Origin of the sequence: Bacillus sp. FSL W8-0640, assembly GCF_038007725.1 — a bacterium.
In the GTDB taxonomy this organism is placed as follows: Bacteria; Bacillota; Bacilli; order Bacillales; family Bacillaceae_G; genus Bacillus_A; species Bacillus_A cereus.
In genome coordinates this window covers 1,567,328-1,581,590 of the sequence record NZ_JBBOXT010000001.1, presented here as the reverse complement: position 1 = coordinate 1,581,590, position 14,263 = coordinate 1,567,328, and the positions used below count along the sequence as shown (strand labels likewise).

The following is a 14,263-nucleotide window of genomic DNA, read 5'->3' as shown; positions in this document are numbered from 1 at the left end:
AATATAAAAATATAAAAAAGAATGCAAAAAACTGTATACACACAGTAATCTATAGAACATTTCAATATATAAACTAAAGTCCATTTTTCTATTATTTAGATTACAATTATTATTTCATCACAGTCATAAAATGAAACCTCAATCAGCGGGTTCTTTATGTAAACGAAGGAATAGACCCCTTTTAAAAGGGGAACCTGTTTCCAGACGTTATTATTAATATTTACCGTAAAATGAATTAGCCTTCATTCGCCCATCATTTGTCATAATCATTTCTTCCAAAATCTTTTGCTTATCCCGAATATGCTGTGCTGCCTTAATAATGAACGGGCTTACTTCTGCTGCAACTTGTGCACGCGTTTCTTCATCCAATGTCATCATCCAGCGATTTAACATCTCACTCTTCTCAGCAAACTCTCTGTCTGACACTTGCAATTCACCGATTTCATTAAAACAGCTGACAAACGTCCGATAAATATCATTGTTCATTTTCAAGTGCTCCGCGGTAACCGTCTATTAAATCTTGTAACACTTTCACAATTGCATCAATATCTTTCGCTTCACGCGTTACTTTCATCGTTTGAATTTGAATGCTAATCCAATCATATAAACCATAGAGACTATCATATAAATCTTTCGTAATCTCAGGATTTAATTGAAGCTTTAGTTCTTCAAAAATACGTTCTAATTTTTCAAGAAGTGCGTCCCCTTCTTGAAGTTTAAAAGTATGTAAAAGTTCTTCTAAATTACGAAACTCTACAATACATCTTTCATAAATAAAAATTGTATTTTTAATCGGATTACTCGTCATAATATCATTTTGCATATAACGTTGCCATGCTTGCATACGATCACTTCCTCAACTTTCATTAATCATCACTTTTTTGTTTTGTCATTGCTTTAATTGTTTTGAGTTGGCTATCAAGCGCCGCCAATGTACTCTCTAGCTTTTGATACTTCTTCACGATTTCATCTTGCTTTTGCAAGTTTTGCGTCTCAATATCTTTAATCTTTTTATCTAAATCGCTTACACGTGAGTCAATGTTTTTAACTCTCTCGCCGACTACACCTTTATCACCGAATAGTTTATCAAGCGGTTCTTCCATCATTTTTCCTAAACCGTTAGAACTAAAGAAAAATTGCTTCGCTGCATCGGGTTTTTCTTTTAATGCTTGTGTTAATTTTTCATCATTAACTTCCATCGTTCCATCTTGCTTTAATTGAATACCAAATGTGAATAAATAATTACCATCTTGAGAAAATGTTACGACATTGTTCATTGCCTGACGTACACTTTGCATAATAGCTTGACCTTGGAAAGCTCCACCTTTTCCAGCAAAGATATCTACTGTAGAAACAGCTTTATTATAATCAGCTACCATTTTTTTAATAACATTCGATGCGTCTGTTACGTTTGAGTCATTTACTGTAAATTTTAGATCTATACCTTTTGCTTTTTGATCTGCATTTGTACCTGTTCCATCTTCTGGTTTATTTTCCACCTTTGATTCCGTTACTTTCAATAGCTCAATTTTCACACCTGGTAATGCTTCAATTGTATTACTATCACTTTTTCCTCAACACCATTAATACTATATTTTGCATCTAGCGCTTCGTTAATAGTATTTAATTTCATTTCTGTCGTAGGCTGATTATTCTCATCTGTACCTTCCACTTTCGTATAAAACAAATCTGTAAGTACATTAGGCGGTGTCTTTTCTAATTTAATTTCATTCATTGCCCCTTCTTTTTCGAGGTCATGAAAATTTTATTTCCAAGTGTATAAGCTGATACGCCATAATCTCCATCATTAATCTTATTAATTAAATCTTTATATGTCATATCAGTTGTTACTTTTAGTTCTTTATCGCCTAGTTTTAATGTTTCATCTTTAGGAAGTTTCGCATTTATATCTTTAATTTCATTAGAAGCTATTTGATGACGTTGCGCGAGCTGTGTAATTGTCATATTAAAAGTTCCTGCAATCGCACCACCATCTGCTTTTACATTAATATAACCTTCTTGTGTTGTCGTTACTTTTTTCTCATTCCCTTTAAAAGCCGCTAAGTTTTTAAACGTTTGTGTGAAAGAACTAAATTCTGATTTTAAACTTGTATATAATAATTTATCATTTGTAAGGTCGTTCTTTTCTTTCGTATATGGTGTTTTTCTCATATCTAACGCTTGCATTTCTAATTCTACTAGGTTAGAAGTATCGATCATATTATTTCCGAGGTTCCAAATTTGTTGTCTACCACCAATACCTGTCATCGTTGTTCCTGCCATTTTTCTCACTCCTTGTAGATTACATGTAGTCTAAAATACTCGTTTTACTCATCGTACTAACTGCTTTAAGTGTCGCTTCATACGTCGCATTTATATATGCCAAGTCAGAAATTGCGACCGCTAAATCAACATCCTCAATTTCTTTACGGTTTTCTTGAAGCGCTAAATTTTGCTCACTTAAAATTGTTTTAAACGTCTCCATTGTGTTCATTGTTGAACCAACTTCAGTTGTACGGTTAATGATGCCATCTAAGTTTTTCTTATTTTCTCCTAATAACGGTTGTAACGCTTTTTGGTCACCTTTTTGCATCGCTTCGCTCATCTGTTTTAACGTTTTTATAACCGGGGATAATAATGCTTCTCCGTTACGGAATGCCTTTAACTCATAACCGTCATTTAGTTGCCAGTTCACATCATTTTGTCCACCCTGGTACGTACCATCTTCTGTAAATGGTGACTTTTCTGCACTATCACCACCGAAAATATAACGACCTTGCTCTTTCGTATTCGCTAAATATACAACTTGTTTTAAAATTTGATCAATCTCTGCACCGATGGCTTTCAATTCTTTTTCACCATTTGGCTCATTTAATGCCTGTACCGTTAATTGATCTGCTCTCGTTAAAGATTTAAAAATACCTTGCAAAGTATTTTCAGTTTGTGTTAATACATTTTTTGAGTCAGCTAAATCTTTTTGCATTTGTTCAATATTCGCCAATGAATGTTGAATCGCAAATGATTTACTCGCTGCAAGTGGATCTTCACTCATAAGAAGATTTTTCTTCCCTGAAGTTACTTGGTTTCTATGGTATTGTTGTTGCACATTCAAATCCATTAACTGATTCTTTGCCCAGTTTGCATTTTGAAATGTAGATACTCTCATTTCTATCTCCTCCTTATATATTTCCAATCAATTATTATCACTTATCGAATAATCGAAAATAGACTATCAAACACTTCATTCATCGTAGTAATAGCTTTAGAGTTTGCGACGAAATATTTTTGGAAGGCCATTAAATTTACCATTTCCTCTTCCATATTTACACCTTCAACGCTCATTTTTTCTTGTTGAATACCTTCTAGTAAGTCGCCATGAATTTTTTGATAACCATTTACTGCACTTTTATCAGATGCAACACGAACTATAAATTGGTCTAATGCTTGTTTATAAGAAAGACCTTCTTTATAATCGTCATCTGTAACTGCTGCTAGTTTATTTGCTGTTTCAGCAGACATTTTCATTTTCGAAACATCTTTTTGGAATTCTGGATTTAACTTCATCTCTTTCGCATAATCTCCAACGAAGAAATCTTTTCCCATCACTGTATTCACTTGATTTTTCATTGAACTCATTAAGTCTTCGAGATTTTTTTATAATCAACAATCTTCGCTTTCGTATCAATCGCTGATTTTATCGCTCCGCTAGTTACAGAGATTTCTGAACCGTAAATCTCAACTGACATTGGGTCTTTTTCTTTATTTAATTGAAGTGGATATGTATCTTGTCCATTTACTGTTAAAATACCATTCATTCTAACACTCGCGATATTAGGATTCATAGATTCATAAGATACTTCGATGTTTGCATACTTAGACATCTCTGTAACGATGCGATCTCGTTCGTCTAAAAGTTGATTCGGCACTTGTGTACCCGCTTGTCCAATTTTATGATTCGCTTCTGCTAAACTAGCAGCCAGACGATTAAATTCATTAACATGCGCTTCAATATCTTCTGCCGTCTGCGCTTCCACTGTATCTAAGTTTTTCGCAAGACGATTTACTTGACTAGTGAACTTCCCAGTTTCAGAAATTAATGTATCATAGTAGTTTGGTTGTTCTGGATTTTTTGCTACTTCACGAAAGGCATTAAAGAAACCGTCCATTAAACTAGATAATGAATTCTTCCCTGTCGTTCCAACCATAGACTCTACACGTGATAAAGTTGAATTCATGTAGTTATAGTAAGAGAGCTGAGATAATTGATCATTAAACTGCTTCGTTTTTACCTCATCAGTAATACGGTCAACACCTAGCGTTTGTACACCGTAACCAATTCTCTGTTCTGGCGTATGACCATTGCTTGCTCCAACAGATCCGTAATTCACCATTTGACGAACATAACCCGGTGTATGAATATTAGACAAGTTTTGTTTCGTTGTTTGTAACCCCATTTGAGCCGCTAACATACCAGATAGCGGTGTATTATAATCAGATAATCTCATAAAGCTTCACTTCTCCTTTACAATAGTTCATTCATAAAGATTTGCGAATTATTGTTTCGCTCTAAATTATATTCAGAAACAGAATCCACAATACTTTCTGTAGTTTTTAATAGTACGTTTAAGTAATATTGATTTTTCAAAAGAAGCATTTTTACATTCTCTTCTAATTCAGTTACGTTTTTTTGTAATTCTTCCATTTTTTCAATTTCTTCTTGAGAAAAATACGAAAATAACGCACTTACACGAAACGATTCAACCCCTTGTTCTTTACAGAACTGAACAACCATTTCTTCTAATGAGCTTGATAACCCTTTTAAACCATCAATGTACTGCAATTGCTCTACTTGCAATTTTTGAACTGCATTTACATTTTTATTTTTTAAATTCTCATATATTTGCTCTCCAAGCGCTTGAATATTTTCATACGCTTTTTGAATAATAACGAGTTTTTCATATAATTGTATGTACATATAGCTTCCTTTCTTTTACAAGACTAAATTCACAATTAAACCATGGATTTCTCCAATTTGATTTAACATTTCTAAATGTCCTGTTTTCGTATTAATTAAATTCATAACATCTTCTAATTCATTCAATCCCATTTCTGCCTGTTTAACAATCGTCATTTTCTGTGAATATCCGTAACGCGGGTGACGAGACATGACATCTTTATACTGCAATACATTATCAACGTAAAAATTCAAAAATGATTTTACTGTATTTTTGTATTCCATTACATTATCAAGCGTTAATTCCATTTCAATTTTCTCTTTAATTTCTCCAATATTATCGACAAACGCTTCCATTTGTTCTAGCAATTTATCTTTTTTCGGATCTGCATGCAAATTATCTGAAAATGCAAGTCCTGTCCTGACATTTGCTTCTTTCGGCATTTGAGTAGCAGGCGGTATATGCGATAAAATTGGATTATGCGAGATAGAACGTAGCATATATATCACCTATTTATTTTTTTATTTCTTCCTAAACTTAATCGTAAAATCCAGTTATTTATAATTATACTCTGAACAGTAATATTTTGCAGTTATTTTTTATAAAAGATATGTTACAATTTAGCATGAGGTGGCACAATTCTATGAATATTTTCCTTTGTGGTTCAAATCAATTAACAGCATTAGATCAAGAAGAAATTAAAAAATTTTTAACTGACTATGCTCACAAACATAAAATTTACATATTATGTTATAAATCTATCGAAAATGAGGTTCTTCGTTTTTTCGTTGAGAATGAAAGACTCGCTCAAAATTTATGCCTTTACACGCTGCAACCATTACAAGCAATAACAGATGAATTTCAAGAAGTCGTTGATTACTTAAAAAAACACGGAGCCGAATATATTGCTTTTGATCATCCTTCTGACTCCATTTACCGATCAGATTATATGTTTTTTGTTAAACAAATTATTGAAGACACTGATTTAGTTCTCTGTTTTTATAATGGGGACAAACATACATCTGTCATCCCTGTCGATGTTGCAAAAGAAGCAGGTATTGATGCTGTCATTTATGATTTACCAGGATTACATGAAAAGCAAATGAAAAAAAGCTTTGAACAAAAAATTCGTATGATGTAAAGGGGGAGGCACAATATCATTATTGTGCCTATTATAAATATGATAATTGAACACGATTATGATCATTTTATCGCGAGTTTTAAACAACAATTCAATATGGATATCGCTTCGTATAAGCAAGATAGAATGCGCCGTAGAATCGATGCTTTCATTTCGAGAAAAGGCTTTGAAAACTACACTAATTTTTTAAACAAATTACGTGCTGATCAAAATTTATTTTTAAATTTTATTGACTATATTACAATTAACGTTTCAGAGTTTTTTAGAAATAAAGAACGATGGCAAACTTTAGAGTCGAAAGCACTACCAAAATTACTCGAACAAAATAGCGGAAAATTAAAGGTATGGAGTGCCGCTTGCGCTGCTGGTGAAGAACCGTATACACTCTCTTTAATTTTATCAAAGCATCTAGCTCCATTCCGTTTTGAAATTCAAGCAACAGATCTTGATTTTCATATTTTAGAAACCGCAAAACGCGCTCAATATACAGAACGTTCGTTAAAGGAATTACCTACTGATTTGAAAGAACGTCATTTCACAAAAGAGAATGGTCTATATTCATTGCATCAAAACATTAAACAAAACGTCTCGTTTAAACAACATGACCTTTTAATGCAGTCATTCGATACAAATTATGATTTGATTATTTGTCGTAATGTAATGATATATTTCACAGAAGAAGCAAGAATAAAACTTTACGAAAAATTTAGTCGTTCTTTACGAAAAGGCGGTGTACTATTTGTTGGTAGTACGGAACAAATTTTAACACCCGAACGTTACAATCTTCAGCGATTTGATACATTCTTCTACGAAAAAATATAAAAGAGGTCGTCACAATGGAGTGACGACCTTTTTACATAACTCGAATTAAAATAATACCGACAATCCATATGAAGAGAAAAAGAAACGTCATAGACCATTTATGTTCTTGCATCGTTTGTTTCAATGCCTGTGATAATTGTGTCATGTTCATTTCCGCAAGCGCTCTCCATACACTTACATCCCGATCTTTAGCAATGCGGTCTGTAACGCTAATTAAAATCGTTTCGTTAGACAATTTCGTTATATAAGCAGTAATAACCGTTACCATCAAATTTATATTTCCTTCTGAAGAATCACTTTCCACTCTAGAGATGAGTGCACTTACATCTAGTAAAGGAATATGTACTTTTCTACCAAATGATAGTTGCACTTCAGCGAAATCATATGTTCCATCTAACAAAGGAAGTTCTTTTATATGCGCCTGCTTAATAAGTCCTTGCAGGCTTCTAATTACTTGTTCAAACACTTTTTCTGATTGCTTTCCTTCTTCAGATAACGTATGTAACTTTTTAAAAAGTTGTAACACTGTATCCATCTCTTTAGAAAGCATTTCCTTCATAATCTTTCCATCACTTAAACTTGCAAGTAAAATACCTATCTCATTATTTTTCGAAATAATTTTAGACTGTCCAGTAAACACTAAATTGCTACGCTTTCGTTCTTTCTGGATTTCATGTTCCGAAATAGCTGCAGGCTGTTTTAATGGTTGTAGCGTCTTATCTTCAATTGTCGTACGTTTAATCTCCATTTAAGCGCCTCCACTACTATGAAATAATTAGCCCCATTCTTTATTACTCTTTAAAACTAAAAACAGTACGAACAAACCTGACATGATAGTAAATACATCCGAAGCTTGTACTCCCTGTTCACCTTTTTCTTCTTCCTTGTCTTTCGTTTCTTCTTTTTGTTCTTTCTTTTTAGAGACAACTTGTTTGTTATTTTTCTCTTTTTGGTCCTTCGCCTTATGTACTTCCTTGTTGTCTTCGAACGGCTCTTTTATAACGTAAGTAAATTTCTCTTTCTCTTTCAACGGTTCTTTTATAAACTTATTTACTTTCTCATCTTGCTTCGGAATTTGAACAACCGGCAATTTTTCTTCTAGAAGCGGGTTTTTGATTTTCAAATCTTCTTGCTTCTCATTTTCTTTCTTATCTTCTAATTCATTTTCTAGTTTATTATCTAATTTCTCTTCTTTCTCTTTCTCTTCTATCTTTTTATGATCTTCGTTTTTTGGCGCCAAAACAGAAATGGTATATTCACTTTCTTCAACAAGTTTATTACCTGCTGCATCTATTATCTCTACAAGTAATTCGTATGGCCCAGCCGGCAATGCTTCTGTTATTTCAAATACTTTTTGCCAATCCATATCATGCTTGTTGTAGTCTAATAAAAACGAAAGCTCTTTATTTTCTTTCCCTTTTAATGTAACGCGCACTTCTTTTACAACCGATTCTATATCTGACGCTTTTACTCGTATATGTATAGAATCTCCCTGTTTTCGTTCAACTAAGTTCTCTTTTACTTCATCAATAGTAACTTTCTGTAACTTTGGCAATTCTTTATCTATAGTTGGCGTTTCATTTTTAATACGAATGAGCGGGACTTTCACTTCATTTTTTACGATTTCTTCTTTCTCATTCTCTTTGTAACTTTGAACGAGCTGAAGATTCCAATTACCTTGCAAATCAAAATTCCCTGCTTTATAGTTAGCAACCCAGCTCTTCGTTTCTTCATCATACTCAAAAGATAGTATTCTTTCTTGCGCATATTGCTCGCCATTTTTTTGTAGCTGCAATATACCTTTCATACTTTGAATGTTTTTCCCATTTGGTTCTACAGCAATTCGCACTTCTTCGCCAACTTTAAGCTCCGGCTTATTTACTGTAATAATTCCCTGTTCCGTTTCTATCTTTCTTTCATTCAATTGTTTATTTGCTACTTCTTGTTGTTCTACTTCTTGTTGCTCTGCTTCTTTTTGTTTCTCTTCATCTTGCTTCGTTTCCACTTGTTCTGACGATTCTTGAGATTCCTTATTTTCTTCTTGTACATTCACTTCATTTATTTTTTGATCTGACTCAATTTGTTCCTCAGCCTGACTTTGCAAGGGGAAGAACAAGCACACATGTATGCATAGCCAACTCATTAGAAAAAACTTTACGTTTTTCATCTACTAGTTCAAACTCCTATTTCAATGCCTTATAGTGATTTCGTCACTTTTACTCCAAAAAATCCATCTACATTTACAAGTTCACCATACGCCACTAATACATCATTTACATAAATACGAATCGGTTCATCAATATCCTCATCTAGTACAACTGCTTCATTTTCTTGTAAACTTAATATATCTTGAATCGTTTTCACTGTACTTCCAAATACAAATTTCACGTTCATTTCTACATTTTGTAGAATGGACGTGTCCATATATACTGGTTCCATTTGTTTTACTTCTTTAAATTCAATAGGTTGCACAACTGGTTCTACAATTTTTTCTTCTTCAATTTCTTCTGTGGCAATCTCTTCTTCTTCCACCATCGGATACAGAAGTCGCCTTACCATTTCTTTTGCTTCGGAAATTGGCAAAATTTGATACATCTTCGATTGAAGCAAATCGCCAATTTCAAGATTGAACGTAATTTGAACGAGTTCGTCCACTTCCATTGACTCTCCCAAATATTCCATTTCTTCTTTTAACGTTACAAATTTAACATTTGGCGGCGTCATGTCCATTTTTTCTTGAAACATTTCTGACATCGCCGTAGCAGCATGACCCATCATTTGGTTCATAATTTCTTTAATACCGCTCAGTTCTAATTCAGTAAGCTCTTTTTCTGGGTCAACTTCCCCTGTTCCCATCATCATTAAATCTACCATTGTTAAGGCAACATCTTTCGTAAATACGAATACATTCTCATTCTTTAGCCCTTCAACAAAGTCGACATTTAAAATAACAAATGGTACTGGTACTCCATCATAATGACGAACATTGATTGCTTCCACATTTGGTGTACTAATTGTAACTGGCTGATTTAAAAGCGTTGATAATACTGTTGAAGCGGAACCAATTGAAATATTTGCAATTTCACCAAGAACATCTTTCTCTTCTTGTGTTAAATGCTCTTTTTCAACTTGTTCTTCTACAATCTCAGTTTCCACTACTTCTGCTGGTTCGTCTGTTTCTTCTACTCCACCAGATAATTGCATTAATTTATTTACCATTTGTTTCGCATGCTCAACTGAAACAATTTGTACAAGTTTAGAGTTTACAAGATTATCTATCTTTAAATCAAACGATACTTTAACAATCGTATGATTCCCATCAATTTCAGAGATTTTCTCCATTTCTTCTGATAACTTTACAACTTTAATCGTCGGCGGAGACATATCTACTGTATCTTGGAAGAATTCCGACATAGATGTAGCTGCGAATCCCATCATTTGATTCATCGCTTCTTGTACAGCACTTAGCTCTAATTCACCAAGTTCTTTTCCGTCCTCCACTTCACCTGTTCCCATCATCATTAAATCAGCAATGGATAATGCAACATCTTGCTTAAGGACAAGGAGGTTTTCCATATCTAATCCTTTTGTAAAATGAATGTTTAATACAACATGCGGAACTTCGACATCTCTTGAATCATATAAATCTACCAACTCTATACGAGGAGCAGTAATGCTTACTTGCCTATTTAAAATTGTTGATAATACAGTCGAAGCTGAACCAAATGATATATTTGCAATTTCGCCAAGAATATCGCATTCTTGAGGCGTTAAATGCTCATTTTCTTTTTCTAGCACAATCGTGCTCGTATCCCCTTTTGTGTGTTGCTCAGGCATTTTCCCTGCCTCCTCATTTCTGTTTTTCTATCAAATAATATAAACTCTTATTTTAGCAAACTCATTAGTATAAAACGTTACTATGTATCCATTATTAGATTCGTAACGATTAGCCAAAAAGCTCCCCAATTGTATACAAGTGGGGAGCTTTCCTTCATTCCTATTATAAACCTTCTGGGTTTAAAATGAGGACCACTCGTCCATCACCGAGAATCGTCGCACCAGAGAAATAGTTAGAACTCTCTGCAAAGAAGTCACCTAATGACTTTAAGACTATTTCTCTTTGACCGATAATTGTGTTTACAATAAGTCCATAGCTGCGATGTGTGTTACGAACAATTAACACAGGAACCATTTGACCATCATATGACGCAAACGCCTCATCTACTGTTTTTTCACCAAATACAGTACTTAAATGTTTCACTTCAATAATTTGATTACGATAATTTAACACATCTTTTCCTTGTAAGGATTGGATGTCTTCTCTCTTAATTCGAATTGCTTCAACGATATTTCCAAGAGGTAAAGCATAACGCTTATCATTCGTTTGAACAAGCATAGATTGAATAATAGACAACGTTAATGGAAGTTCAATTCTAAATGTACTTCCCTTTCCTTCCTCAGAATCAATAATTAAATGTCCACCTAAACTATGAATCGTATGTTTTACAACATCTAATCCGACACCGCGTCCAGAAAGATCTGATACAACTTCAGCTGTACTAAATCCTGGTTGGAAAATAAGATCAAACACTTCACGATCTGTTAATCTATTCGCATCCGCTTCAGTTACAACGCCATTTTTAATCGCTTTTTCTAATACTTTCCCTTTATTAATACCGTTTCCATCATCCGTAATTTGAATAACGACATGATTTCCACTATGAAAGGCTTCTAATTTAATCGTACCTGTCTCATTTTTACCTGCATCACGTCGTTTTTCAACAGTTTCAACACCGTGATCGATTGCATTTCGAATTAAATGAACGAGCGGATCACCGATTTCATCAATAACAATTTTATCTACTTCAGTATCTTCACCTGTAATTTGTAAATCGATTTTTTCCCTAAATCTTTCGCTAACATACGTACCATACGCGGGAAACGATTGAACACAGTTTCAATCGGCACCATACGCATATTTAATAGTACATTTTGAATATCTTTTGAAATATCGCCTAATCGATTTAAATGTTCAATTAGCTCCTTGTTTTGAATCGTTTGAGCCAATTCATCAATGCGCCCACGTTCAATTACACTTTCTTCAAACATATTCATTAATCTTTCGATTTTCTCTAATTGAACACGAATTGAACGATTCTCCACTTTAGCATTTTTCGTTTTTGTAGTACTTTTAGCTGGCATAGCACTTGAAGGTCGATTCGTTGCCTCTATTGGTGATTCTACCTGCGTAGCCACAGCTGGTTGTAGCTTTTCTTCTACTTGCACAACTTCTTGTGTAACGACTTTTTTAGAAGCTACTTCCTTCGATATAGGTTCTCCTTGCTTTACTTCCACTTTCTCAATTTCAGAAACATGAAGTACTACTTGTTTCAATTCTTCTATACTACAATCAGTATCCATAAATACTGTAAATTCAAATCCGAAAGCATCTGCTTCAATTTCTTCAATACTCGGAGCTGTTTTTTGTATATTCCCTACATTTTGCAATGCTTCAATACACATAATAGCACGTACCGCTTTTAAAATTGCTTGCTGTTCAACTGTTATATGCACTTCATGCGAAACTGCATCATCGGTGTCTATATGATTTTGCTCTATATGTTCCGTAGGAGTTTCTACATTGCCGTTCAATAATGCTTCTAATTTCTGTTTAGTTGAGGCTACATCAATATTGCCCATTCCACCTTGTTGCACATCTGCAACCATCTTCTCCAAATTATCAATGCACTCAAAAATCACATCAATAATATCCGCATTTACAACTATATTTCCATGACGAATTTCATCTAACACATTTTCCATCTTATGCGTTAAATCAGCCATTTCCGTAAATTCCATGCTCGCAGACATACCTTTGAATGTATGAGCGGATCGGAATATTTCTCCTACAACATCCATATCAGCAGGATTTTGTTCTAACACTAGCACATTTTCATTTAGCGACTGTAAATGTTCTTCTGACTCTTCGAAAAATATATTTAATAGATCTGTTTGCATTTTTATCCCCTACCTGTCTAACAAACATTTCATTTATGTATAACAATTTAGTGTTTTACAATGAGAAAAAAGGGGGCCACACGTCGATCCGCTATCACTGTTTTGATTCCTTGTGGCACCCCTTCTATATTAACTATTTGCTACTTTTGTTAAAGCTTCAATTACACGATCCGCTTGGAATGGCTTTACAATAAAGTCTTTTGCCCCGCCCTTAATTGCATCTAATACCATACCTTGTTGTCCCATTGCAGAACAAATAACAACCTTTGCACTTGAATCAATTTTAATAATTTCTTTTAATGCTTCAAGCCCGTCCATTTCTGGCATAGTAATATCTAATGTTACAATATCAGGTTGAAGTTCTTTATACTTTTGAATTGCTTCTACCCCATTCTCTGCTTCGCCAATAACTTCAAATTCAGCATTACTTTTTAATAAGTTTTTAATCATCGTTCGCATAAACATCGCATCGTCTACTACTAAAATTTTATGTGCCATTCTTTTTAATTCTCTCCTTCTATGTATAAATATATCTTAATATTTCACCTTATCATTCTCACTCATTATACAAAATAAAATGATAAAATTTAATATTTTTTTAAAAGAATTTTCGTGTTTTTATTATTTTATTATTAAAATAATAATATACTACTCTTTTATATAAATAACAACGCGACGGTTTTTTTCCCAGTTTTGCGGTGAATCATTTGGTACAATTGGCTTTGTGTCTGCATATCCTACCGCAGCTAGCCTTTTATCGTCCACATTATACACTTCAATTAAATGGTGAATCATATTTGCCGCTCGTGCTGAAGATAACTCCCAATTAGAAGGGAATTTCTCGTTATGAATAGGTCTACTATCTGTATGTCCCTCTACAACAATTGGGTTAGGTACGGATTGAAAAAATCCAACTAATTGACTTATTATCCCTTTCGCTTCGGGCTTAACGTTCGCATCGCCTGTATCAAATATTAAATTATCTACTATAACGACGCTTACCCCTGTATCCTCTCGATATACATTCACTTGACTAATACCATTATTATCTACATATGCTTTTAACTTCTTATATAATTCATCCATTCTCTTTTTTGAAATCATTTTTTCATCATTTTTTTCATGTGAAATATCCGGTATTGTATTTTCCATTACTTTTGCATCTACTTGCCCCGTATCACTAAACTTTTCAAGCATCTTTGACAATTTTACTGCATCTTGCTTTGATGTAGCAACTAGTAATACAAAGAAAGTTAATAATAACATCGTTAAATCTGTAAAAGTCGTCATCCAACGAGGCGATCCCTTTTGCGGTCCTTTACTCATC

The 14,263-nt window shown here is 33.7% G+C and carries 12 protein-coding genes and 4 pseudogenes; 2 read left to right on the top strand and 14 right to left on the bottom strand.

Annotated elements, in window-relative coordinates; genetic code table 11:
* Positions 1-213: 213 nt before the first annotated feature.
* The 8 genes and pseudogenes from N2V80_RS08280 to N2V80_RS08245 all read right to left on the bottom strand — a co-directional run bounded on the left by N2V80_RS08280 (position 214) and on the right by N2V80_RS08245 (position 5,455).
* Positions 214-486 (bottom strand): hypothetical protein, encoded by a 273-nt coding sequence (locus N2V80_RS08280; RefSeq protein ID WP_001058088.1) that lies wholly within the window; start codon positions 484-486, stop codon positions 214-216.
* Positions 476-844, bottom strand: coding sequence for a flagellar export chaperone FliS (locus N2V80_RS08275; protein ID WP_001149516.1), 369 nt, complete (start codon positions 842-844; stop codon positions 476-478). Before N2V80_RS08275 ends, N2V80_RS08280 begins: the two co-directional genes overlap by 11 nt.
* Before the next feature lie 22 nt (positions 845-866).
* Positions 867-1,627 (bottom strand): annotated as a pseudogene (locus N2V80_RS08270) (flagellar hook-associated protein 2); the annotation flags it as partial.
* A gap of 109 nt (positions 1,628-1,736) precedes the next feature.
* Positions 1,737-2,283, bottom strand: a pseudogene (locus N2V80_RS08265) (flagellar cap protein FliD N-terminal domain-containing protein); the annotation flags it as partial.
* A gap of 19 nt (positions 2,284-2,302) precedes the next feature.
* A complete protein-coding gene (locus N2V80_RS08260) occupies positions 2,303-3,166 on the bottom strand; it encodes a flagellar hook-associated protein 3 (RefSeq protein ID WP_001266405.1) in 864 nt (287 codons plus the stop codon).
* Positions 3,167-3,207: 41 nt separating this feature from the next.
* Positions 3,208-4,505 (bottom strand): annotated as a pseudogene (gene flgK / locus N2V80_RS08255) (flagellar hook-associated protein FlgK).
* A 17-nt stretch (positions 4,506-4,522) separates the two neighbouring features.
* Positions 4,523-4,975: a hypothetical protein gene (locus N2V80_RS08250; RefSeq protein ID WP_000275885.1), complete on the bottom strand. Its 453-nt coding sequence runs from the start codon at positions 4,973-4,975 to the stop codon at positions 4,523-4,525.
* Positions 4,976-4,990: 15 nt separating this feature from the next.
* Entirely contained in the window at positions 4,991-5,455 is a 465-nt protein-coding gene (locus N2V80_RS08245) for a YaaR family protein (protein ID WP_000946323.1), read from the bottom strand.
* 143 nt (positions 5,456-5,598) lie between these two features.
* Between N2V80_RS08245 and N2V80_RS08240 the strand changes: the two genes are divergently transcribed.
* Both N2V80_RS08240 and N2V80_RS08235 read left to right on the top strand, forming a co-directional pair.
* Positions 5,599-6,096, top strand: a complete 498-nt coding sequence (locus tag N2V80_RS08240; protein WP_001020108.1) for a flagellar motor switch protein FliG — start codon at positions 5,599-5,601, stop codon at positions 6,094-6,096.
* Between the two features lie 39 nt (positions 6,097-6,135).
* On the top strand, positions 6,136-6,918 hold the full coding sequence (locus tag N2V80_RS08235) for a CheR family methyltransferase (RefSeq protein WP_061655907.1): 783 nt from the start codon (positions 6,136-6,138) through the stop codon (positions 6,916-6,918).
* Positions 6,919-6,949: 31 nt separating this feature from the next.
* Here N2V80_RS08235 and N2V80_RS08230 read toward each other — a convergent pair whose 3' ends face one another.
* The 6 genes and pseudogenes from N2V80_RS08230 to N2V80_RS08205 all read right to left on the bottom strand — a co-directional run bounded on the left by N2V80_RS08230 (position 6,950) and on the right by N2V80_RS08205 (position 14,262).
* Positions 6,950-7,666, bottom strand: coding sequence for a hypothetical protein (locus tag N2V80_RS08230; protein ID WP_000403962.1), 717 nt, complete (start codon positions 7,664-7,666; stop codon positions 6,950-6,952).
* 27 nt (positions 7,667-7,693) lie between these two features.
* On the bottom strand, positions 7,694-9,085 hold the full coding sequence (locus N2V80_RS08225) for a hypothetical protein (protein ID WP_061655908.1): 1,392 nt from the start codon (positions 9,083-9,085) through the stop codon (positions 7,694-7,696).
* A gap of 29 nt (positions 9,086-9,114) precedes the next feature.
* Entirely contained in the window at positions 9,115-10,755 is a 1,641-nt protein-coding gene (locus N2V80_RS08220) for a flagellar motor switch protein (RefSeq protein ID WP_001115010.1), read from the bottom strand.
* Positions 10,756-10,918: 163 nt separating this feature from the next.
* A pseudogene (locus tag N2V80_RS08215) lies at positions 10,919-12,936 on the bottom strand (chemotaxis protein CheW).
* 129 nt (positions 12,937-13,065) lie between these two features.
* Complete coding sequence (locus tag N2V80_RS08210) at positions 13,066-13,434, bottom strand: response regulator (protein ID WP_000940568.1); 369 nt, start codon at positions 13,432-13,434, stop codon at positions 13,066-13,068.
* 150 nt (positions 13,435-13,584) lie between these two features.
* Positions 13,585-14,262, bottom strand: coding sequence for an OmpA family protein (locus N2V80_RS08205; protein WP_000033627.1), 678 nt, complete (start codon positions 14,260-14,262; stop codon positions 13,585-13,587).
* Between the last annotated feature and the right edge of the window lies 1 nt (position 14,263).